The sequence below is a fragment of the Photobacterium sp. TLY01 genome (assembly GCF_021432065.1).
Taxonomy (GTDB): domain Bacteria; phylum Pseudomonadota; class Gammaproteobacteria; order Enterobacterales; family Vibrionaceae; genus Photobacterium; species Photobacterium halotolerans_A.
The window spans coordinates 1,277,153-1,300,272 of the sequence record NZ_CP090365.1 but is presented as its reverse complement, the minus strand read 5'-3'; the positions used below and the strand labels follow the sequence as shown (position 1 = coordinate 1,300,272).

16 protein-coding genes are annotated in these 23,120 nt (G+C 51.1%); 5 read left to right on the top strand and 11 right to left on the bottom strand.

The genetic code is table 11. The features are described 5' to 3' along the window. The first annotated feature begins 49 nt into the window (after positions 1-49). Complete coding sequence (locus LN341_RS21540) at positions 50-1,894, top strand: beta-ketoacyl synthase (protein ID WP_234205797.1); 1,845 nt, start codon at positions 50-52, stop codon at positions 1,892-1,894. Between the two features lie 91 nt (positions 1,895-1,985). Here LN341_RS21540 and LN341_RS21535 read toward each other — a convergent pair whose 3' ends face one another. The 5 genes from LN341_RS21535 to prsT all read right to left on the bottom strand — a co-directional run bounded on the left by LN341_RS21535 (position 1,986) and on the right by prsT (position 8,574). Continuing rightward, positions 1,986-3,638, bottom strand: coding sequence for an AMP-binding protein (locus LN341_RS21535; RefSeq protein WP_234205795.1), 1,653 nt, complete (start codon positions 3,636-3,638; stop codon positions 1,986-1,988). 307 nt (positions 3,639-3,945) lie between these two features. Beyond that, the gene (locus LN341_RS21530) at positions 3,946-4,428 is read right to left on the bottom strand and encodes a CreA family protein (protein WP_234205793.1); all 483 of its coding nucleotides are present in this window, start codon (positions 4,426-4,428) and stop codon (positions 3,946-3,948) included. An 82-nt stretch (positions 4,429-4,510) separates the two neighbouring features. After that, on the bottom strand, positions 4,511-4,951 hold the full coding sequence (locus tag LN341_RS21525; protein ID WP_234205791.1) for a hypothetical protein: 441 nt from the start codon (positions 4,949-4,951) through the stop codon (positions 4,511-4,513). Beyond that, the gene (locus tag LN341_RS21520) at positions 4,948-5,736 is read right to left on the bottom strand and encodes a serine protease (RefSeq protein WP_234205790.1); all 789 of its coding nucleotides are present in this window, start codon (positions 5,734-5,736) and stop codon (positions 4,948-4,950) included. Before LN341_RS21520 ends, LN341_RS21525 begins: the two co-directional genes overlap by 4 nt. Positions 5,737-5,805: 69 nt before the next feature. Further along, complete coding sequence (gene prsT, locus LN341_RS21515; protein ID WP_234205788.1) at positions 5,806-8,574, bottom strand: XrtA/PEP-CTERM system TPR-repeat protein PrsT; 2,769 nt, start codon at positions 8,572-8,574, stop codon at positions 5,806-5,808. Between the two features lie 198 nt (positions 8,575-8,772). On the opposite strand from prsT, the gene LN341_RS21510 reads away from it, so the two are divergent. Next, positions 8,773-9,945: a GNAT family N-acetyltransferase gene (locus LN341_RS21510; RefSeq protein ID WP_234205785.1), complete on the top strand. Its 1,173-nt coding sequence runs from the start codon at positions 8,773-8,775 to the stop codon at positions 9,943-9,945. Here LN341_RS21510 and LN341_RS21505 read toward each other — a convergent pair. Next, positions 9,854-11,413 carry a right-handed parallel beta-helix repeat-containing protein gene (locus LN341_RS21505; protein WP_234205784.1) on the bottom strand — a complete coding sequence of 520 codons (1,560 nt, stop codon included), beginning with the start codon at positions 11,411-11,413 and terminating at the stop codon, positions 9,854-9,856. The genes LN341_RS21510 and LN341_RS21505 overlap by 92 nt on opposite strands. Positions 11,414-11,895: 482 nt before the next feature. Between LN341_RS21505 and LN341_RS21500 the strand changes: the two genes are divergently transcribed. The 3 genes from LN341_RS21500 to LN341_RS21490 all read left to right on the top strand — a co-directional run bounded on the left by LN341_RS21500 (position 11,896) and on the right by LN341_RS21490 (position 16,091). Beyond that, positions 11,896-12,855, top strand: a complete 960-nt coding sequence (locus tag LN341_RS21500; RefSeq protein ID WP_046220250.1) for a hypothetical protein — start codon at positions 11,896-11,898, stop codon at positions 12,853-12,855. 12 nt (positions 12,856-12,867) lie between these two features. Next, positions 12,868-14,334 carry an oligosaccharide flippase family protein gene (locus LN341_RS21495; protein ID WP_234205782.1) on the top strand — a complete coding sequence of 489 codons (1,467 nt, stop codon included), beginning with the start codon at positions 12,868-12,870 and terminating at the stop codon, positions 14,332-14,334. A 413-nt stretch (positions 14,335-14,747) separates the two neighbouring features. After that, the gene (locus LN341_RS21490) at positions 14,748-16,091 is read left to right on the top strand and encodes a putative O-glycosylation ligase, exosortase A system-associated (protein WP_046220252.1); all 1,344 of its coding nucleotides are present in this window, start codon (positions 14,748-14,750) and stop codon (positions 16,089-16,091) included. Positions 16,092-16,163: 72 nt separating this feature from the next. Here the strand turns inward: LN341_RS21490 and LN341_RS21485 are convergent, their stop codons facing one another. From LN341_RS21485 to LN341_RS21465, 5 genes are read right to left on the bottom strand one after another with little or no spacing between them, the layout of a single operon-like run. After that, the gene (locus LN341_RS21485; protein WP_234205780.1) at positions 16,164-17,327 is read right to left on the bottom strand and encodes a glycosyltransferase family 4 protein; all 1,164 of its coding nucleotides are present in this window, start codon (positions 17,325-17,327) and stop codon (positions 16,164-16,166) included. After that, positions 17,324-18,514 carry a glycosyltransferase family 4 protein gene (locus LN341_RS21480; RefSeq protein ID WP_234205778.1) on the bottom strand — a complete coding sequence of 397 codons (1,191 nt, stop codon included), beginning with the start codon at positions 18,512-18,514 and terminating at the stop codon, positions 17,324-17,326. Before LN341_RS21480 ends, LN341_RS21485 begins: the two co-directional genes overlap by 4 nt. After that, positions 18,514-20,397, bottom strand: a complete 1,884-nt coding sequence (locus LN341_RS21475; protein WP_234205776.1) for an XrtA/PEP-CTERM system amidotransferase — start codon at positions 20,395-20,397, stop codon at positions 18,514-18,516. The genes LN341_RS21480 and LN341_RS21475 overlap by 1 nt, the downstream gene beginning before the upstream one ends. A 22-nt stretch (positions 20,398-20,419) precedes the next feature. Then, positions 20,420-21,865 carry an exosortase A gene (xrtA, locus tag LN341_RS21470; protein WP_234205774.1) on the bottom strand — a complete coding sequence of 482 codons (1,446 nt, stop codon included), beginning with the start codon at positions 21,863-21,865 and terminating at the stop codon, positions 20,420-20,422. Continuing rightward, the gene (locus LN341_RS21465; protein ID WP_234205772.1) at positions 21,858-23,102 is read right to left on the bottom strand and encodes a TIGR03087 family PEP-CTERM/XrtA system glycosyltransferase; all 1,245 of its coding nucleotides are present in this window, start codon (positions 23,100-23,102) and stop codon (positions 21,858-21,860) included. Before LN341_RS21465 ends, xrtA begins: the two co-directional genes overlap by 8 nt. Between the last annotated feature and the right edge of the window lie 18 nt (positions 23,103-23,120).

The window sequence follows — 23,120 nt, the reverse complement described above, 5'->3', positions numbered from 1 at the left end:
GAACTTGGTAATCTGATAGACAAATAAATCATGAAGCAAGAAGCATACAATGAAATTACCTCTGATTGTCGGAATGGGCGGTATCAATGCCGCAGGTCGTAGTTCAGGTTTTCACAGTTATAAACGCATGCTGGCAGACATACTGCCGGCCAGCGATATGCATTCAACCTGGCAGGATCTGGCGCACCGAATGGGGCTGGCAGACGGTGACATCACTGACACTGTGATTGAGGCGATCAAAGACGGCACCTTAATTCGTCGCATTGAAACCTTCGATCCTGATCGTGTACTGCAGCAATATAAAGCTGCGATTTCAGGCGGTCAGGAACAGATCTGTTTCACGCTGCGCAAATCTAAGCTGCCCGCGCACGTGCCGGAGAGCTGGCAATTGGAAGAAGAGGGTAGCAAAGTTCATATTACCGTCACGGGTGAGTTGGATGCACTGCTGGCCGATTATGTCACTTTCCCTGTCAGCAGCGGCGGCAATATTCCCCGTGGCTTTGAACCGGGTAAATTGTATAACTCTCGGTTCCACCCTCGCGGGTTGCAACTGACCATTTACGGTGCTTCCGATGCGCTCAATTCCCTGGGTGTTGACTGGTCGGAAATACTGACCCATATCCGTCCTGACGAAGTTGCTGTATATGCCGGTAGTGCGCTGGCGCAAATTGATGATCAGTCCATAGCCGGTATGGTTGCCGCACCACTTACGGGCGGTCGGGTCAGCTCAAAAATGATGGCTTTATCGCTGGCTGAAATGCCAGCCGATTTCATCAATGGCTATGTGATTAACAGCGTGGGTACAACAGGCACCAATATGGGGGCTTGTGCAACCTTCCTGTACAATTTGCGTCAAGGCATGCAAGACATCCAAAGTGGTGCGGCCAAAGTGGCGATTGTCGGAAACGCCGAAGCGCCAGTGGTGTCTGAAATCATGGAAGGATTTCGCGTGATGGGTGCGTTAGCTGAAGACGCTCAGCTCTGCGCACTGGATGACAGTGAAACCGTAGATAACCGCCGGGCCTGCCGTCCGTTTTCTGATAATGCCGGGTTTACCATGGCCGAGTCCGCCCAGTTTGTGGTGCTGATGGAAGAAGAACTGGCCCTGAAGCTGGGGGCGAACATTTATGGTTCTGCTGCCGATGTGTTTATCAACGCTGACGGCAATAAAAAATCGATTTCTGCGCCGGGTGTGGGCAACTATGTCACTGTGGCTAAGGCTGCGGCACTGGCACAGGCTATTCTCGGCCCGGACGGTGTGAAGAAAACCTTTGTGCAGGCACATGGTACAGGCACACCGCAAAACCGCGTCACAGAAAGCCACATACTCAATGAGGTGGCGAAGACCTTCGGCATTGAAAACTGGCCGGTGACGGCGATTAAATCTTATGTCGGTCATTCTATGAGTGCGGCGGCCGGCGATCAGCTGATTGCTTCGCTGGGGGTCTGGCAGTACGGCTGGATTCCGGGCATCAAAACCATTGATCATATTGCCGATGATGTGCACCAGTCCAATCTGAATATCTTGATGGATCATTACTTTGCCGGCACAGCCGGTGATGATATGCAGGGCGTGATTATTAACGCCAAAGGTTTTGGTGGCAACAACGCGTCCGCGCTGGTGCTGTCGCCACAGAAAACGCTGGCGATGTTGCAAAAGAAATACGGTCAGCTGGCGATTGCTGAGTATCTTGCACGTAATGTGAAGGTACGGGAAGCGACGACTGTGCGAGATCGACAGGCTTGTCAGGGACAGGAAGAAGTTCGTTACTCCTTTGGTGAGTCTGTGATGGATGAAACCTCGGTAACCATGACACAAGACAGCCTGACATTGTCAGCCTTTGGTGAAGCCATTGCATTGCCAACAGTGAATCCGTACGCCGATTACGAATAACCCATTCGTTCTCTGCAAAAAATTCGGGCAGCTTTGAGCTGCCCGTTTATTTACATATGTAAAAGACCACTTGTTGTCACGGCGGCCGTGTTTATTCTTCCCACTGAATCAGTTGATCTTTTGGCCAGTTACAGCCGGTATCGTGATACTGTTTTTCCAGCAGATGACGCTTGATCTTCAGTGTCGGGGTCAAAACACCGTTCTCAATACTCCAGGGTTCCTTGATCATCAGCACGCCTTTGATCTTCGCGTGTGATTCCAATTCTTTATTGATGGTTTCGATTGCCCGGCTCACTTTTTTCGCATATCTGTCCCGGTCAAAATTAGGGTAAGCATGTGCGACCGCCAGCAGAATAGGGGCGGGCATCCCTGAACCCACCACACACATCATTTCAATGCCACAGAGTTCAAAGAGGCGTTTTTCGATCGGAACCGGTGAAACGAATTTGCCTTTTGCAGTTTTGAAATTGTCTTTTTTGCGGCCCTGAATCGTCAGGAAGCCTTCTTCATCCAGACTGCCCAGATCACCGGTATGCAGCCAGCCTTCATCATTAAAGCTTTCTTTGGTCGCAATGTCGTTTTTGTAGTAACCGGAAAACAGGCCTTTGCTGCGCACCAGAATTTCATCATCTTCTGCGATCTTGATGTCTACGCCCGGACCCGCGCTGCCGACTGTCCCGATTTTGTCGCTGCGATATGGCAGATTGAGCGTGCCATAGGCATAGTTTTCCGTCATTCCCCAGGCTTCAGTGATATTGAGCCCGATGCTTTCATACCAGCGCAACAGTGCCGGTGAAACTGGTGCTGAACCGCAGCCGAGCACGCGTGCTTCATTCAGGCCTAAACCGTCTGCCAGTTTGCGTTTGATGAGACCAGACACAAAAGGAATTTTCAGCAGAATGTTCAGTTTTGCCTGTGGTAGTTTTTCCAGAATCCGCTGCTGGAAGACCGTCCAGAGGCGGGGGACGGAGATAAATAATGTCGGGCGGTGCATTTTCACATCTTCAATGAAAGTATCCAGTGACTCAGGGAAAGCCACCTGTACACCGGCCATCATTGATGTGCCCAGAATATAAACACGTTCGGTGATGTGCGCCAGAGGCAAGTAGGAGAACAGACGTTCGTTGTCGACGATACCGATGTGCTCTATGAGGTTTTGCGCTGAAAAAGCAAAGCCGCCATAAGAGAGAATGGCCCCTTTGGGTAAACCTGATGTGCCGGATGTGTACACCAGCGACATCACATCCTCGTCCTGATGGGACGGGCGCTCTTCACTCGGTGCGTGCGAGTCGATGAGCGCATTGAATGAATGATGGCACTCGGGGGTATTCGGGTACGGGAAGCTGACCGTGATAAGCTCTTCCAGGTTCTGACAGACGGTATTGATCGCGCGGTTATCATCCAGTTTTCCAATGAAAACCAGCTTGGCTTCACTGTGCGTCAGGCAGTGTTCTATGGTGTCTGCGCCGGCTGTCGGAAAGACAGGCACGCTGATATAACTGCCGAGCATCATGGCCAGATCGCAGATATACCATTCTGCGCAGTTTTTTGAGATCAAACCCACTTTGTCGCCAGGCATGAGGCCCTGAGCACGTAACGCGCTGACAAGCCGCAACGCCTTGTCGACGACTTCAACGTAGGTAAAATCGGTAAACTGTCGGTTGATGATCTGGCGGAGAAAAATGTCATCCGGGCGCTCTTCTGCCCATTTCAACATGCGTTCATGAGGTAATGCTTGCGTCATGAGCGAATCCCTTAATGTGTTTGGCTGTAAAGGCAAAGTCATTGTAATGTTCCATTCCGTGGTTGTTATTATCTTGTTAAATAATTAAATGCGGCTTTAGGTGGAGCGTCAAGATATCACTGTATTGTATTTGCGGTAAAAATCTAACTTAGTGATCGAAAATAGCGACTTAAGTGGTTGAGAAAGCGGGAAGAGAGACTGGCTGGGCGCACACCTGCAGCAGCTCTGTGAATGATCAGAGCTGCGATGCAGTATGCATGTGTTTTTGTTACTGAATGTAAACAGTAACCTGAATGAGGGTGATCCGTTACTGTGCTTGTGGCGCGGCAGGCGCCTGATACGCTTTCGTTCCCCACAGTGGCACCGTGGACAGGCTGTGTTTATAGCTGCCTGATGTTTCTTTGGTGGAATAAGACAAATACATCAGGGTTTGGCTGTCGTGATCAAAGACCCGGCGAATTTTCATGGTTTTGAAAAAGACACTTTTTGACTTCTTGAAGACCACATCACCCGATTTCGATTTATCAATTGCGGCGATCATTTCGGGGGTAATTTCGCCGGTTTGCCGGCAGGAAATGGATGAGTCACTGGGATCGGAAAAATCCAGATCCGCTTCGATGCTGGCAATGTGGCAAGTGACACCAGGGACCAGCGGATCGCTGAGTACATTCAGTTTGATGTCTTTTGTGGTAAATACGCCCAGACTGACGTCACCGACTTCGTTGTCTGAACAGCCTGCCAGTAAGGATGCTCCTGCGATCATGGCAGAAAAGAGCAGAGCGCGCTTCATTCAAAGTCTCCATTGTTTTGTAAGAATCGTGAGTGGAACGTCGTCCGGAAAATAAGGACGTTCTCCCGGTGTGTGCATTCAGTTAGCGATTTCGATTGCTTTTCTGGGCAGCATGCCGTTCCAGGTAACAAGATAGCAACCCGCCCAGTATGACTCCAGAAAGATTTGCCACGGCATCGGAAAAAGAGCTCTCGCGCCCAAGATGAAGAATGCCCTGAAAAACTTCGAGTAAACTGCCAAACAGCATCAGCCCGATAAGCATACTCATGTAAAAACGGTATTGCCGGCTGACACAAAGTGCCAGCATGGCGAAAAGCAGATAGGTCAGCACATGAAGCAGTTTGTCCAGACCGGAGATACCGTAACTGTCCAGATCGGCCAGTGAGCCTTTCTCTGCAGCCGGCATTAAGGTCAGCCCTGCGATAAATAAGGCATATAAAACAAAGAGCAGCCATGTCCAGATCAGTAATTGCCGCTCTTTCAGTAAAACATACAGTGCGATCGGTTCCGCATGCTGGCTCATGGTTGATTGCGTGCGCTTAACAGCTGATTCAGATGCCGGATGGGTATGGCATATGTGATGGCACTCGGCTGGCTCAGTGCATTTTCCTTGCTGGTTTGTACGAGTACTTTATTGATGACGGCAATGACTTCACCTGTGTCCTGATGGTAGACCGGACTGCCGCTGTTTCCGGGGTAGGCTGTGGCATCAAACTGGTAGACGACAAAAGGATTTTTCAGGTGTTTGAGGCGAGCAACTGAAAGCTCTTTGGCTGTGCGGGCCGGGACGGCAACCGGCGTGATGCTGGACACCATGCCTCTGTGTGTCACCGGATACAGGCCGAGCACGGCACCAATTGGAAAGCCCGTGAAGCTGTATATTTCGCCTTCACGCACCGGGCGGGGGGAAAGCGACAGGCTGGGTAAGGGGCTGCCCGTGATTTTCAATAAGGCCAGATCGTGCTCGCTGTCACGCGCAATCACGGTTGCGGTGCGGACATCCGGTGAAGCGCCTGTCCCGACAAAGACAACAAACCCGGTATTTCTGTCCACTTCGATAATCGCCGGCACAACGTGATTATTGGTGGCAATCAGTGTGCCGTCACCGACGACAAAACCTGTCCCGATTAAATTTGCCCGCGGTGTCGCCAGTTTGTTGTAAGTCCCGACCCCGACGACTGATGGTTTAATTTTCGCAATCACGTCAGGTAATGCGGCTTGTACCCTGGCGGCAGTCAGCAGCATGCCGCCAAGGCAGAGCAGCACAGGCACAAGGGTCGATAGGATTCGGCGGCTACAGAAAAGCATGATTTTGGGTCCTTACACGCTGGCAGAAAAGAGGATGAACCTATCGCCCCGCATTGCGGGGCAGTGAGTTTACAGCCGGATTTGTTCTTCCAGTTTGTTTTTCAGTGTCTGCAGTTCAGGGTCAGAGGTGCTCACACCAATGAGGACTTCCCGCGCATTTTCCTTCATGTCGTTTGCCAGCAGGCTTTCGGCATAGTGCAGGGCAATTTCAGGATTAGTCTGTGCCTGCCGGTAGGCTTTTTCCAGCATGGGCAGCGCAGTGGCTGCCTGACCTGATTTCAGCAGACAATAACCGTAGGTATCCTGAATCTGCGGATGCTCCTGTGCTAAACCTAAGGCTTTCGAGGCACTGTCGCAGGCTTGCGGATACTTTTCCTGAGACAAGTACAGCCAGGCGAGATTATTCAAAGCCACGACATTATCAGGCTGCTGTTCCAGAATATGCCGGTATTGCGCTATAGCCTGTTCAGGTTGCTGCTCAAATTGCAACTGAGCCAGTGTCAGGCGCAAGGGCGCGGCCTTATCACCGTACTCTTGGATGACCCCCTGCAGGAATTTGATAGCTTCGTCGGTTTGCTGGTTGAGCGAATAAGCACTGGCGACATCATTGGCGCTGGCGATTCCGGGCGAAGCATCATAGCGTTTGCGTTGCCATTCAATCGCTCGGGTAAAGTCTTTGCGCCGCAGGTAGTTCAGCGCTTGTAATCGCATGAAATAAGCTTGTGCCTTGACCTTGTCCGGCAATGCATCCAGTGTGGCCTGACTGGCGCTGGCATTGTCCATTTTCAGCTGAAGCCCGGCTTTCATCAGCGAAAATACCGCCGTGTTCTGAAATAACTGCTCGGCTTTTTCGGCCAGAAGCAGGCTGTCTCTCATTTTATTGTTCAGTTCTTTGATCTGAATATTACGCATATAGGCTTGCTGGCTGAGCACATCCTGCGCCAGCCATTGGGCATAAGCCTGCTCGGCCTGTCGGTAATCTCGCTGACTGAAATAAATATCACCCAGCAGTCGCCAGCTTTGGGCCGTTTGCTGCTGCGGCGTCAGGCTCGTCATCAGGCTGAGTGCCTGATCTGGTTTTTTTTGCAGCATATAGCCGCGGGCCAGATCTAATTTCAGTGCGGTATCATCCGGGTGGGCCTCGACCTGAGAAGCGACCAGCGACACAGCTTCATCCAGTTGACCGCTAAGCTGGCCATATTTGTACAATGCCCGGGTGGTCAGGTTTCTCCCCGGGTCATGGGAATAGGCAGTGCGGGCATACCCGAACGCGGTGGCCACATCATTGTGGCTGGCGGCAATTTGGCCAAGCCCCAACGTGGCTTGCAAGTTCTTGGGGTCTTTTGCCAGTACCTGCTGATAGATGGCTTGCGCCTGATCGGGCTTTTTCTCAATTTGCAGCACCAGAGCATTCAGCATCTGAGCCGTTTGATCGTCCGGATTACGCTCAAGCCAGGTCGAGACAATCTGTTGAACGTCGTTTATCCGGCCTTGTTTCAGGTAATAATAGGCCAGCCCCAAATTGGCTTCAGTCAGGTTTGGGTCTGTCTCCAGAATCTGCTGGAGAGTGTCGACCCCGGTGGTGTCATTACTGGCTAACTGAAGCAGCCCCAGACGGAGCTGTTTGCTGGTGGTCGGACTGTGATTGGCTTTTTCTGCCAGAGACATCGCGGCATCTTTGCGGCCGATTTTGGCAAGCTCCAGACTCATATCGGAGATAAAGTCACTGCTTGCTTTGTCCGTGGCGTCAAACTGATTCATGGTTTGCAAGGCGCCTTCAATGTCGCCCAGTTTCAGCTGGCTGGACGCATACAGGCGTTGAATCATGTGGTTTTGCGAGACAAAAGGTGCGACTTTTTCAAATCGTTCATTGGCCTGTTCAAAATTGCCCTGATGATAAGCAACGACTCCCGAGATCAGGTAAGTGGGCAGGTTTCTGGAGCCGTTTCTGATCGCCAGATCGGCGTGGACTTTTGCCTCTGCCTGTTTCTCTTCGGCGTAAAGAATGGTGGCCTTCAGTTCATTGCTCAGGACGTGACCACTGAACACCGTCAGCAGATGATCGACATACTTTTCTGCTTCTTTGTATTGTTCCGTTTTCACCAGTGCCTGTGCCAGAAACAGGGTGTTTTGTATGGCTTTCGGGGCGGTATCTACGGCTTTTCGATAGCTCTGAGCGGCGTCTTTGTGATGCCCCATACTGGTTTCGATATGGCCTTTCAGCAGCCAGGCGTCACTGCTGGCGGGATACACGCGAACGATATTGCTGACCTGGCTCAGCGCCGTGTCATTGAGCTCGCTGGTGGCATCTAAGCTGGCTCTGGCAAGGCGGGTATAGAGGGTGATTTGTCCGGTGTTTTCAGCCCGCTGGTAAGCCTGCTCAGCACCATCCGGATCGTCATCGAGCAGCAAAGCCAGAGATTCAATCGCGTAAATGTCTGCCAGTGCTTCAGCTTGCCGGCTTTGTGGATGTTGGGCCAGATCTATGATATCGGTTGTTTTTTTCTGTCCCAGATAGGCCTGAGCCAGCAAGGGCTCGATACTGTCTTTTTCCTCTGAACTTCTGAGTGCCTTAAACAATTCTTTTTCGGCACTGGCATAATCGCCCTGATCCAGGTAAATCTGACCCAGCATCAGCCGCGCCTGATTGGCATCAGGATGCTGCTGGATTGCATTTTTCAGCTCAATCACCGCAGCATTGATTTGATTGTTGCTGAGATAAGTTTCGGCTTTGGTCATGTACTCATCGACAGACTGCTCGCCGCAGGCAGTGAGTGTGACAGCGATAACACCAGCAAGTGCCAGCACATGAAAGGTGGTGCGAGGTAAAAAAGCCATAATCATCCCTGTCAGAATTTTCAGATGGACTTTTTTAGAATAGTCACATTTTTGACACTGCGACGAATCGCTTTGACATAAAAGTTTGTTGTACGCATCGTGGCAGTAAAAAACAGCCATGAAACCCGCTGAAAAGTGCGTTGCCGGTTGCTCTGCTATGCTTGATGCGAACGGAACAATTAGGGCGCAGGACAAGAAATGGAAAGTAAAAACAGCTTGATACAGTGTGAGTGGATGGTGAACCCCGATCAAAAGTGGTTAGAAAAACACTGGCGTGCGCTTGAAGCGCGGGCTGAACCGAATCTGTTTTTATCCTGGCTCTGGATAGGCACCTGGCTGGATTGTTTTGTGGACAATTTTTGTGTTGTTCTTGCTAAGCAAGATGAAAAGATTGTCGGCCTGGGCATTGTCGTCATGAAAGAAAAAAAGATCGCCGGGCTGTCTTATGGACGACAGTTCTGCCTTCACCGGACCGGTATTCCCGCGCAGGATCAAATCTGGATTGAATATAACGATTACCTGATGGACAAGACAGTCGCTGATACCGTTCGCCCGTTGATGACAGCCTGTGTGATGTCGCAAATGAATGGCACAGATTCCTTCGAGGTTGGCGCCAGTCTGGACGTGGAATTTGTGATGAACCTGCCTCAGCCCGCGGCGGCCAGTCCGGGTTTAGCCGCCATCGAGAAGGAAGTGGTCTGGGAATCGGTGGCTTTTGCGCTGGATTTTGCACCGCTCAAGGAGCAACAACAGACGCTGGATAGCTTCCTATCGCGAAATGCCCGTTATCAGATCAAACGCAGCCTGAACAAGTACAGGGCGCTGGGCGAAATGAAAATCACCACGGCGGTTTCAGTCGCCCAGGGGCTTGAATTTTTCAATCATGCGGCGGACTACCATATGAGTCGGTGGGGGAATAAATCAGAACAAAGTGGTTTTGCGAATCCCGGTTTTCTTCATTTTCATCACGAACTGATCCGGCGTGGGCTGCCGGAAGGGCAGGTTGCGATTCATCACCTGCAGGCCGGCGAGCAAGATCTGGGGGTGATTTATAATTTTCATTATGGCCACTGGGTGCTGTTCTACTTAAGTGCGCTCAATTATGGCCCGGGGGATAATCATCTCAAACCCGGATTGGTTGCCCACTATCTGTTGATCCAGGATGCCTGGGAGAAAGGGGCGCTGGGATACGATTTCATGGGCGGGATTGCCCGCTACAAAAAAACGTTCGCCAACCGAGAATGCCGGCTGGCGATCCATCAGTTTCGCTATCCGCATTTTACTTATTCAGTGAAGAAAGCGATTCGTGCTTTGAAGCGACGAGCCCTGAAGCGTCGGGCCTTGTCCGAAAGCAGTGCTGACTGTCCTTAAAGGCGCCGGCAAATGTATCTTGTGCACTGATCGGGTTGCCACAGAAGTCCGACAGATTTTTTTCCTGTGTTGCGACCGGATAGCCAGTGGCACTGCGGGTCAGTTTTGCTTTGATCTCATCGTCTTTCGGTGAAAAATTGCCGATTGCTGGTGAGGTAAACCAATCGTCCATCTGCTGTTTTTCGGTCAGATAGTCCGGGGAAAGAATGAGGTTGTGTGAGGCAGACGCTTTGCCCTGATCGCGTTCCCGTATTTTGCCGCTCACAATGTTGTTGACCAGTTCGGCACTGGATTGCGGAAAACGAACGTCGATGCCGGAGGTGTGATAGAGAATGTTGTTGTTGATCAGGGAATTGGCAGACTTATTAATATAAAGCCCCACGTCATTGCAATGCAGGACGATATTGTTACGGACCGTGTGGTTGACCCCTTCAAGATCTGTTTGTCCTCGCCGGTTTTCCTGCTCCATACCGCCGCCACCGAGTGACAGACCAATCTGATAACCCTCATATTTGCGGCTGGTGCTGTTACAGATCACCAGGTTGTTTTCTATGATCCCGTGTTCATTACCACCTTTCATAAAAGCGCCGTAGCTGACCTGATTACCGCCGGATTTGATGAAATCACGGATGATGTTGCGGTTGATCGTCCAGGCGTTGCCATGGTCAAGGTTGATGGGCGTTACGGATCGCGAGGTGTCTCTCGGCTGAGTGTTATAAAAGTGGTTGCGTTGAATCGTGCCGTGATCGGGAAACTTATCCGCCATCCGGTTGACCTTGATGGCGGCGTTGAAATCAATGAAGACATTGTTCTGAATCAGATTGTGGTCGGCATCGCCAACAATGTGCAGCGCATGATCGCAATCAGAAGGGGTTGGACAAACACCCTGAAAGGTCAGCCCGGAGACTGTCCAGTAGGGCTGGTTAATCACGATGCCCTCCAACCCGTCGAGCTGCAGCAGCACTGTGCCCGGCTCTTCTGCCCGCAAGGCCACAGGGCGCGATGCAGAGGGGGTAACCTGGCTGATATTCAGGCGTTTGCTGCTGAAAAAATAAGTTCCTTTTTTCACCACTATGTCCTGGCCGGGTAACACTTCTTCCAACGCTTTTTCAAAACTTTGTTCATCGGATACCCAAAGGGTGCCGAGCGGTGCGGGCTGACTGGTTTCTGACTGAGGGCCGGCTGATGACCATTCAGGCCCGACGGATGGCCAGTATCTGGTATCAAATTCACGCCAGAAGTATGAAGGGCTGGCAAGGTTACCGGCTACACTGGCAACGGCCTGATTGACAGGTGCCAGCTTTGGAAATGCTTGTTCAATATGGCTGGCTGACTGGCGCAAAGCAGCGGGCAGAGTCTGGTTTTGTGCGCTCCAGTGTTTCACCAGAAACACACCGGCGACAAGTATCACGACATGAGCGAGAACACCGATTGTCGCAAAATAGGTTTTTATTCCTTTCGAAATCATCAGTCCGCTCCCGGCTCATATCTGCTTTAAAAGTGTGATTAACATCAAACAATATTCAAGATCGAGTATAGGTAAGAATGTTGAGACAAGATGAAGCAAGTTCCACAAATTAACCATAACTCAGCTGTGTGATCCGGCAGAGCCTGTGTGCCGTGTTGGCGTAATCACCGCAGGAATGGAAACAGAAAAAAATGAAATTATAAGCAGTTAGCGCAATGGCAGAAGGTGAAATGACGATAGCTGGCATGAATGGATTCTGAAAACGGGTAAGACAATTTTATGATCTGGCATGGTGGCACTGGGGTTCATGTGCCATTTTTAACAGAGACATCACAAATAAATCATGCTGATGGTAACTGATCTTGGGTGGCTGTCTGGAGAAACACCTGAGCAGACCGTACAACATCAGCACAATCCCGTCTCGGGGAGAAGTTCAGAATGGTGTCGTTGCAGGCTGGCATTGCAGTGAATCAGGAGAAACGATGGACGTGAAACTACTGGTTGTGATCCATGCTGAGGAAGAGTTTGACTGGAATCAGGGATTTCACAGCACCAATACGGCTGTGACGCACCATCACGTTCTGATCCCTTTTATGGGGGAGCTGATTGAGCGTGGCGCGAAGATCACGCTGGCCATGGACTATCCGTTTGTTGACAGTGCCGGAGGCAGGGAAGTGATCGCCCACTGTCAAGAAAACGGGGCTGAATCTGTTGAATTTGCGGCGCATTTGCATCCCTGGGTGAACCCACCCGGGATTGTTCAGGATCAGGCCGTCACGGATTTTGAATCCTACCCCTGTAATCTGGCACCCGAACTTGAGCATGAAAAAATAAGCCGGCTGACAGAAAGAATTTATGCCGTGTCAGGCGCCTCTCCGGTGACGTATCTTGCGGGACGCTACGGCTATGGCCGATGGACCAGTGAGCACCTGCGAGCACTGGGCTATCAGGTTGATCTCAGTATCAGTGCTTACTGTGATTTCAGCCATCAGCAAGGGCCGGATTTCAGTGACTATACCAATGCCCTTTTTGTCGACAATACAATTCGGCATATTCCCCATACCAGTTCCTGGCTATCGGTTTCCAGGCGGGTTGAAAAGAAAGCCAATCAGTGTCCGGCGTGGTGCCGGACAGTCAATCGTAACGGGCTCAGCCGCATTTTTGGTAAGTTGCTGCGTCTCAGCCGGCACCGTCTGTCACCGGAAGGTAATGATCTTGCTCAGCTTCAGGCGATCACTCAGGCTCAGATGGCGATAGGCCAGGATGTGTTTGTGTTGTCATTTCACTCTCCCAGCCTGGTGGCTGGCATGACGCCTTATGTGCCTACAGGCGAAGACTGTGAGCGATTAAAAAATACCACGCGACGTTATATCGACTGGTTTCAGCGTGAGCTGAATGGCGAAGTTGTTTTGGCAAAAGACATGGCGCTCAGTCAGGGATAAGGGCAGTAAAGTATGGCCGATCAGTATTCCCAAGCGATATTTTCTGGGGCCAAGTGGTCGATGATGACGATTTGGTATAACCGGTGTATCGGGCTGATCAGTACTCTGGTTCTGGTGCGTTTACTGTCGCCGGAAGACTATGGGATTGCCGGTTTCACGATGTTTTTTGTGTATTTTTTCATTGCGCTGTCGACTGTGGGCACAAAAAGATATGTGCTGATGGAAGATATGACAGATGAAAATAAACTGCACAGCATTTGGTCTTTGAATTTGTTGTTTCGTCTGGTATCTGCGTCTTTTTTATTTCTGTCGGCAGATTGGGTCGCCATTTATACCAGCGAGCCAGAGATGGCGACTGTGATTCGTGTCGTCAGCATGATTCCCTTGATTCTTGCTTTCCATAATGTGGGCATGGATCTGTTCGAAAAAAACTTCAACTTTAAAATGGAAACCATGATGCTGATGGTGGCGAAAACCCTCGGCAGTGTGTGTACCATAGCCGTTGCATTGGTGATTGGAAATTATTGGGCACTCATTGCGGGTGTAATTCTGATGGCCGTCATTGAAGTGATCACCAGTTATATTCTTTGCCCGTTTCGGCCCCGGTGGTGCACACAGTACTGGAAAGAACAGTGGATCATATCCAAGTGGTTGTATCTCGTCTCTGTGTCCGGGTATCTGCGATCCCGGGTCGATATGTTGCTGCTGGGTAATATTCTGAACAGCCGAAATGTCGGTTTTTATAATATGGGGCAGGAATTTTCCTGGCTCCCGTTTACTGATTTTCTTGCGCCGATGAATCATGGGGCATTTTCCGTGTTTTCTAAACTGAAAGATCAGGACAATTTACTGAAAGAGCGGCTGTACTCACAAATGGCCTTGCTCATGTTTCTTGCCATGCCTGTCTCTTTTGGTGTGTGCGCCATTGCGGAAGACTTTGTCTATGTTGTGCTGGGAGAAAAATGGATTGGCGTGATTCCAGTCATGCAGAATTTGTCATTTTTAATGATAGTGATGACCTTGTACATGCTGATACAAACGGTATTGATCTTAAAATCCAGAATGCCGCTGTTATTTCAATGTGATTGTCTGGCGATTTTGTTGGTGATCGGCAGTTTTTATGGGACCGGATACGATGACCCCGACAGCCTGTCTTTTGTACGTTTAGTGGTTGGCGGTTTATTTCTGGTTTGCGTAATCCTGATTTTCTTACTGGTTATCCGGCTGCAGACCAGCCGTGTACTCCCTGCTATTTTGGTGCCGTTTTTTATTTCTTTATGGATGTATTTCTGTGTCATGGCCGTGGTCTCTGAAATAGAGAGCCATTTATGGGGATTGCTCTTGGGTATCGCAACCGGCGTGTTCGTGTATGCGGTTTCTGTACTGGGATTATTGCCTGTGTTAATCCGGGTGATTCCTGAATATCGGAGTATACAAACGAAATTAGGAAAAATAATCAGAATACCTATGTTTGATTGATGTGTTTTTCTGTGGCCGAGATACCGGCTATTTTATGGTCCCGGTTGAATTGTATTAAGTTGATTGCATATTTTCTCATTGCACCGCTCTTCTGGAGCCAGTGTTCGGCAGACAGATGAAAAATCCGATGACAAATGATTCATAGTCAAAATTTTGTTGCTTCCATCATCAGGATCTATAGTGAAAGGAGGGGTTAAAAAAATCACATTCCTGTTAAAAATGCCAGCTGGAAGCCCAGGTCATCTGAGCCTTTCACATGCTCAGATAAGGAGTTGGACCGTGGAATCAATCCTTTTCGCAACGGGTCTGTTTATCTTGGTGTATCTTTGCATACGTTCAATCAGACAGGACAAAGCATGCGACGCAAAAAAGCCGCAAAATAAGTCAAAGCATCGGCGTTAGGGAGCAGGAATATGAGAGATGTCGTCTTAATCAGCGTTTTTCTGATCCTGGCTTGTTTTGCGCTGAGACGTTCTTACATTGCGGTCTCTCTCTGGTTGTGGTCGGGTTTATTTGTGCCTGCTTATTGGGTTTACGGGTTTGCCAAGCCGATCAGCTACAACACTGTGTTCGCCTTGCTGACGCTGATGACTTACCTTTTTTCCAGGAAGAAACCCGCGGTTATATTTGACGGGGTTGTCTTCATTGCTGTCTTGTTTTGGCTCCATACCGGTTTAACCACCTACAACACCATTATTTTTCCTGAACTGGTGTGGCCGGAATGGGAAAAATTTTCCAAGATTTTCCTGTTGTTCATCATGATTGCACTCATCATCCGGAAAAAGCATGAGTTCGAAATGCTGCTTTGGGGGATCTTAATGTCAGTGGGCTTCTTTGGTGCCGTGGAAGGGCTGAAGTTTCTGGCCAGCTTAGGCGGACATAAAATCCAGGGGCCATCCGGCCATTTGATCTCAGACAACAACCACCTTGCCGCTGCTTTATGTATGGTGATCCCTTTGTGCATTTATCAGTTGAAGTCCGTTCAGGAAAAGTGGATTCGTATCGGGCTGATCAGCATGTTAGTGCTGTGTGTTCTGTCGGTACTGGGGACCTATTCCAGAGGCGGTGTACTTGCTCTGGCTGTGATCGGCTGTTATTTCTGGTTCAGAAGCAATAAGAAAGTTCTGACGTTATTGGGTGTGGCAATGATCGTGTCACTCTCTGTCTTGCTGCTACCGGATAAGTGGTATGACAGGATGGAAACCATAGAAACAGCCACTCAGGATTCTTCTTTCACCAACCGTCTGACGTCGTGGAAAATCCACACTTTGATGGCGTTGGAACGACCGGTGTTGGGCGCTGGCTTTAAAGCCACTTATTTTCAGCCGGTGTGGGACAGGCTCGCGCTGGATATTTATAAAATCGATATCATTGAAACGCCGCCCCCCGGAGAAGAAAGCTGGGCCGCGCACAGTATTTATTTTCAGGTGTTAGGGGATCATGGCTTTGTCGGGTTCTCCCTGTTCATGCTGCTTATCCTGCTGTTGTTTTTGAAAATGCGCTGGGTCATTGTGACACTGAGCCGACCGCCATGGAATGACACTCACCACTGGCAGATTGATCTGGCGCGCATGATGCAGGTGTCTTTGCTGGGTTACTGTACGGCAGGGGCCGCGCTATCCCTGGCTTATCTTGAGCTTTTCTGGGTATTGGCCGCGGCGATGGCGGCGTTAAGCATGCAGGTGAAAGTCATGGTCAGCCAGCGACGGGCACGGCGTAAAGCGATGTCCGGGCTGCAAGGTCTCTCTTCGCTCTGATGCATGTCGACCTGATGTCCGGAATCTCAGAGCGATACGTTGTGCCCCCATGTGCCCTTCCTCTGGCCACGATCAGGATTTACTGATCAAAGACTCAAAAATACTGACGATTTTTCGGGCATTGTCCGACCAGGTCAGTTGCTGTCTGGCAATGCTGGCTGCCGCATTGTCACTTAATTGCTGACGCAGTGCCTCATCGGACAACAAACGTTTAATCTGCTCCAGCATATCGGGTAGATGATCCGCCTGGAACAGCAGAGCATTCTCACCATCTCTCAGCAGCTCTTGAATGTTCTTGCTGTCTGGCGCGACGATGGCTTTACCGCACGCCAGATATTCGATCAGCTTGAGCGGTGAGCACCAGGGGGTGACCGCCGGTTGCAGGGCGATGTCGATTTGAGATAACCATTCTGGGATATGCTCGCGATCAATCAATCCTGTGATGTGAATCTGGTGCTCGGCTTTGAGCGCGCGCGCCTGTTTTTTCAGGTCATCCAGAACCGGGCCGTCACCGACGATGAGGAGTTTCACTTCCGGGTCGTCAGGGTTCCGCTGCCGGTTGAAATCAACAATCAGTGATAAAACGTGATCTAACTGATGCCATTCGCGGCAGAAGCCGACAAATCCAACCACCAGGCTATCTGCGAATTCAGGCTTTTTTTCTTTGCTCACAGCAGGATGAAACAAGCGGCTGTCGATTCCGTTGGGAATCACACGGATGGCAGGTTCAGGGACGCCAGCCCCCCGGACATAACTGGCCAGGACATGGCTGACCGGCAGGGTATGATCGGCGTTACGCCAGGTGAACAGTTCAGACCAGCGGGCCAGCCAGGTGAGTGACAATCCGCCGTAGGCATTGCGCTCATCGAACAACGGGGCGTTGATTTCTAATATCAGTGGCACATTGAACAATTGTTTCGCCAGGATCCCTGAGGGAAGAAACAGGTTGTAGCGCTCGTAAATGGCATCCGGTTTTTCCCGGTATAAAGTGATGCACAGCTTGCCAAAATCATAAGCGCTGTAGCCAAACTCCAGGATCTCAGATAAGAAACGGGGCAGCATGCGGCGCACTTTGCTGACCCAGCCGCCGTCCGCGCCAAATGCCGCTTGATCGGACACAGCCGGTGCCACCACAACCACTTCGTGGCCTTGCTCGCGAAGGGCACCGATAATGGCCTCGATATGGACATACTGACCATCTTTGGAAGCGACCCTGTGGTGATAGAGAATCTTCATGAGGCATCCTTGATCAAACGGTTGAAGAGCTGATACTGCCCCTCAGAGGTGGCAGACCAGTCGAATTGCTCGGCGTAATGACGGGTTTCCGCACGGGAAAAGGGTTTGTTGAGCAACTGGCGGATACCGTCGGCGATGGCGGTGACATTCCGCTCAACCAAAGTGCCGGCCTGTGGTTTACGGACGACTTCAGGGGTTCCCCAGATATTGGTCGCCACAACGGGTGTGCCGCAAGCCATGGATTCCAGTAAGACATTTGCCCAGCCTTCTCTGTCGGAAGCCAGCGCCAGTAAGTCTGCCGCGCCATAATAGGCGGATAATTCTTCCTGACTGAGTTTGCCCAGAAAACGGACCCGCTGGTCTACACCTTGTTGCTTGGCCAGAGCGGCCAGTGCTTTTGCTTTCGGGCCTGTACCAGCAATCAGCAGCAGGGCGTCCGGAATGTGACGCAGCGCCTCGATGACCAGGTGGTGACCTTTTCGGTCCACAAGCAGGCCAACCGATAAGATGACAGGGACATTCAGCGGCAGGTTCAGGGCCTGTCTGAGCGCGGGTTGCTGGCTTTCATCGCTGAAACTGAACAGTTCTAAATCCACTCCGTTTCTCAGTGTGCTGACTCTGTCCGGCGCAGCCCCGAGTTCGATCATGCTTTGTCGCAGCGCTTCGCATACCGCAAGGTTATGGTTGCTGACCGACAGCACTTGCTGAATCCGTTTTCGCGCTTTGGGGTAGGCGGGGATCAAATTGATGTCTGTCCCTCTTGCCGTCATGGTAAAGGGTTTTTTGACTGTGCTGGCAACGGCAGCGATGGCGACTCCGTCGGGATAAAAATAGTGACCATCAATCAGATCAAATTCAAACCCTTGTCGTGTTAAGTATTCAATCTGCTTGCGCAGGGAGTAGGCCAGCGTCGACGGGGTCAGAGACATCCCCAGTTTCGGGATCACCAGATATCTCGGATGATAAATACGGATGCCATAACGGCTCTCAGTGAAGGGGACAGACGCATATTCGCTGTATTGTCCAAACACGGGATGACTGAATGGAAACCAGGGCACAGGCGCTATCACAGTGATTTCTGTCTGCGGGTAATGTTTTTTTAACTGGCGCAGCCGGGTTTCGACAAAAATGCCGTGTCTGGGATTGCTCGCATTCGGGTAGAGCGTTGAAATGGTCAGAATTTTCACTATGCCTGCCTCTCCATAAATTGGGTGAACATCAGTAAACTCCAGAGCACGGCACCATGATCGCGCTGGCCGCTTTCGTGCTCAGCCACAAGGTTTCGCAGCTGATGCGGATTAAAATAGCCACAGTCCAGCATGGTGGAAGACAAAATCTGCGCATGAAGCATCGGGCGGAGCTGGGTACGAAACCAGTGGGCCAGCGGCATGCTGAATCCCATTTTGGGGCGGTATAGAATCTCTTTGGGCAGGTAAGGCTCCAGCGCTTTTTTGAAGCAGAATTTTCCTTCCTGTTTGCGAATCAGGTGCTGACCCGGAATCTGAAACGCCCATTCCAGCAACTGGTGATCAAGCAATGGCGACCGTACTTCAAGGGAGTTGGCCATACTGGCGCGATCTACCTTGGTCAGAATATCGCCGGGTAACCAGGTTTTCAGATCGAGATACTGGATCAATTTCAGCGGATCATCGGTGGGGGCGTTGAGGGCATGCTGGCGAAGTATTTCGCTCCCTGTGTAACCACTGAGCTGATGACGATAGGCTGCACTGAGCAGTCGCTGCCTGTCAGCGAACCTGAGTTTTGAGATCGTATTGGCATATGCATCGACACTGTTCATGGCCAGCGACTGGAAGGTTGTCTTGGCTCTGAAACGCTGTGGCGCCCAGTCGGCTTTGGGGTAGATCTGGCCCAGCATGCCAAATACAGGTTCACGAATTGAAGCGGGAATCATCCCTCTGACTTTCTGCTCGGCCAGATGAAACCGGTAACGACGGTAGCCTGCAAAGAGTTCATCTCCCCCGTCGCCGGACAAAGCCACTTTGACCTGCTGTCGGGCCAGCTGGCAGACCAGATAGGTCGGCAATGCTGAATCGTCCGCAAAAGGTTCATCGTACAGTCGCCCCAGCACTTCCACTAAACTGACGTCGTCGGCGTTGATCTGGCGATCCAGATGCTGAGTTTGATACTGCGCTGCTATACGGCGGGCATACTGACTTTCATCAAACTGGGCCTGATCGAACCCGATAGCGCAGGTGTTGACCGGATTGGATTGCAGTCCTGACATCAGCGCCACAATCGCGCTGGAATCCACACCTCCTGACAGGAAGGCGCCGAGGGGCACATCCGACACCATGCGGATTCTGACGGCTTCCAGCAGTTTGTCGACCAGAGCTTCCTGAGTATCGCGCCAGCTGAGTGCCGTCGCAGGCGCACTCAGATCCCAGTAAGCTTTGGTCGTCGGTTTGGCACCCGGCGTCAGCTGCAGAAAATGCCCGGCAGGCAGCTTGAAGATGTGCTGATAAGCGGTAAACGGGTCAGGCACATACCCGAACATCAGGTATTCTTCGGCCATTTCGTTGCGCAGGGTGCGGGACACATCGGGATGGGCAAGCAGCACTTTCAGTTCGGAGGCAAATACCAGTTGCCCTTTGGCTGTCTGGCTGTAAAAAAGCGGTTTCTTGCCCAGTCTGTCGCGGGCAAGAAAGAGGGTCGAGGTGTTTTGATCCCAGATGGCGAAAGCAAACATGCCACGAAAATGGCTGACGCAGTCTTTACCCCACTGCTCCCAGGCATGAACAATCACCTCAGTATCACTCACGGTTCGGAATTGATGCCCCAGACTTTTCAGCGTTTTGACCAGGGCTTTGAAATTGTAAATCTCGCCATTAAAGACAACTGCGACTGTGTTGTCTTCGTTGAACAGCGGCTGATGCCCGCCGGACAGGTCAATAATCGACAGGCGTCGATGGGCCAGCCCGACCAGATCATCAACGAAATAGCCTTCATCATCCGGGCCGCGATGGTGCTGTATCCTGTTGATGTGTTGCAGCAGCCGCGTATCAATGATGCCTGAATGTTGCACGTTGAAAATGCCCGCAATACCACACATAACCCTCTCCCTGGTGTTGTTATCACCGCTGGTGGCTGTTTTTTAAGGTGACCTTGTGCTTGTTGTTGCCAACATCAATGATGTCTTTGATCTGGTTATCACTCAGCTCCGTGCTCGCGATGGCAAAAACATCTGAGATACCTTGCTGGCCGGCCAGGCGATAGGAGGCTTTAACCAGCTTGATCGCCAGCGGATTACTGCTGCAAAACGCGTTCACACAGTACCAATAGACCACCCGCATACGGCTTCCTTTCGCATTGGACACTGTCATTGATTGAGCATCAATGCCTGAAGGTAAGGTTACCGGCTGGCTGGCATCGACAGACCAGATGTCTTTATTGAACAGCTGATTGCTACTGCTGATTAATTCGCCGTCACGCTGCCAGATGTTATAGCGGGCGGTATAGAATTCCGCTTTGCCGTCAGCGGCGCTCTGGCGCTGGCTGTGTTCCGCGGACGGAAAGGAGATACCCCAGTCGGTCAGCAGAGCGGCTTGCGTCTGGCTGATGCGATTTTGCTGATCTGACAGCTGGAGCCGGTCCTGCTCAAGCTGTTTTGCCCACAAGGCGGCAGACATAAAAATGAGAGAAATCATGCCAACGACGCCCCATGCCTGACGAGATGATGCCACAGGCTGCTGGTTTGGCCGTTTGCTAAAGAGGGGCTGCGGGTCTGAAAACAGACTGGCGGTGAAAAAGATCACCAGTATAACGACACTGAAAAACAGCCAGCCATAAACCAGATGATCCGCCCCGGCGGCATATTCCATGTTGCTGAAATAACCGATCATCACAATGCCATAGGCCCTGATGCCATTGGCAAGGATCGGGAAGATAAACGAAAAAGCGACAAAGAGGGTGCGCTTGTAGACTTTGCTGAATTGCAGATAGGCAAAGAGTGTACCTAATGCCACGCTGGACATCAGAAAACGGATCCCTGAGCAGGCTTCGGCGACGTAAAACCGGCCATTGGGAATGGTCAGATATAAGCCCTCCCGGTAGACAGGTATCTGACTGAGATTGAGCAGCCAGACGGAAAGATCGGCGGTGATGATCTGCAGTTTGGGAATCAGGCTTTCACCAAAGGGGACAGCAAAGAGTAAATACAGCAAAGGGAACCAGAACCGGCGAATGATAGCGGTGCCCAAGACCGCCCACAGCAATAACTGCAGGCTGACGATGGCGGCAATATGTTCAAATAAACCAATACTTGCTGCCCGGCCCAACAGCCACAGCAAGCATGAGAAGATAAGGAATGCGGCTGCCGTCCAGCTGATCGACGGACGCACTGATTTGACGGCATTACGCTCTCGCCATACCAGCCAGAGACAAATGGGCACCACCAGGAAGCAATGCTCATAGGTTTTCGAATTGGCCCAGACAGACACCATATTGCTCAGTGACGGCCAGAACAGCCATAACCAGCCAATGACGGGAATGGCGAGGCGAAATTCAATCCGGTCAGACATGTTGCGCCTCAAGATAGGTGAGTACGGGCGATAACTTGGCATCCCAGCTGAAGTTGTCCTCAATCCACTGTCTTGATTGTGTGGCCGCACGAACCGGGCGCGCTAATTGCTCGCATACCCAGTGGGTGACCGCCTTCGGGTCTTCTGCCACATACAGTGTCTGTCCCATGAAGTTGTTCTGAGCCGGATCATTGCCCGGGTAGTGTTCCAGCCCTTCCATACCTTGTGGTGTGGTCAGAACCGGCTTTTCCATCGCCATGGCTTCTAAGATTTTGTTCTGAATCCCGCGTGCGATTTGCATTGGTGCGATAGCGGCTTTGGCATGAAACAGATACGGGCGCACATCAGCAACCCGGCCGGTGACGACGATGCCCGGCAGCCTGCTCAGCGCCCTGACACTGGCCGAAGGCGATGAACCGACGATATAAAATTTACTGTGAGGATGTTCCTGAAGCACCTTTGGCCAGACTTTGCGGGCAAACCAGGTCACGGCATCCACATTGGCCCAATAGTCCATAGCCCCGGTAAAAACCACATAGTTATCGTGTTGAATCGGATGTTCGGTCACCGGGCTGAAATCGGCATTCGGCGAGAAGTAGCCGCTGTCGATGCCGTTTTCCAGCGTATGAATTTTATTGTGTAAGGCGGGTTCAACCATGGCCGCAAACGACTGCCGCTCTGTTTCTGTGACAAAGCAGCTGACATCAAAATCGGCGCAAATCGCTTTTTCAAACTTTGCGAGTGTCCGGTATTCACGCTGATACAGATAACTGGCCACACCCTGCTTTTTCTGGGCATACTGGCGCCATTTTTCAGAATCCACGTCCACGAAATGCATGACTTTATGCAGCGAAGGACGCGCATTGAGCAAATACTGCGCCATACTGCTGGAAAACACCAGGGCGCGCTCAATGGGATGCTGGTTCAGGGTGCGCTGCACCCAGTCAGTCATTGCCGGATGAGAGTAATAGGGCAGTGTAATGGGTTGTCCTTTATAGAGCGCTTGCAGGCCTTTGAGGCGGGCCAGCGTCGGATGAAGGGTAATGAAACACACATCGCGGCACAGTGCTTCTACCTTATGGCGATACTGCTGATCATGCTTATCGTCGATAAAACAACCCAGATAAACATCAAAGTGCTGACTGAGGAACTTCAACAAATGATAGCTGGCAATTTTATCGCCTTTGTTGGGGGGATATGGAATCCGGTGACAAAGATATAACACTGCGGGTTTCATTGTCGTGCTCCATGGTCG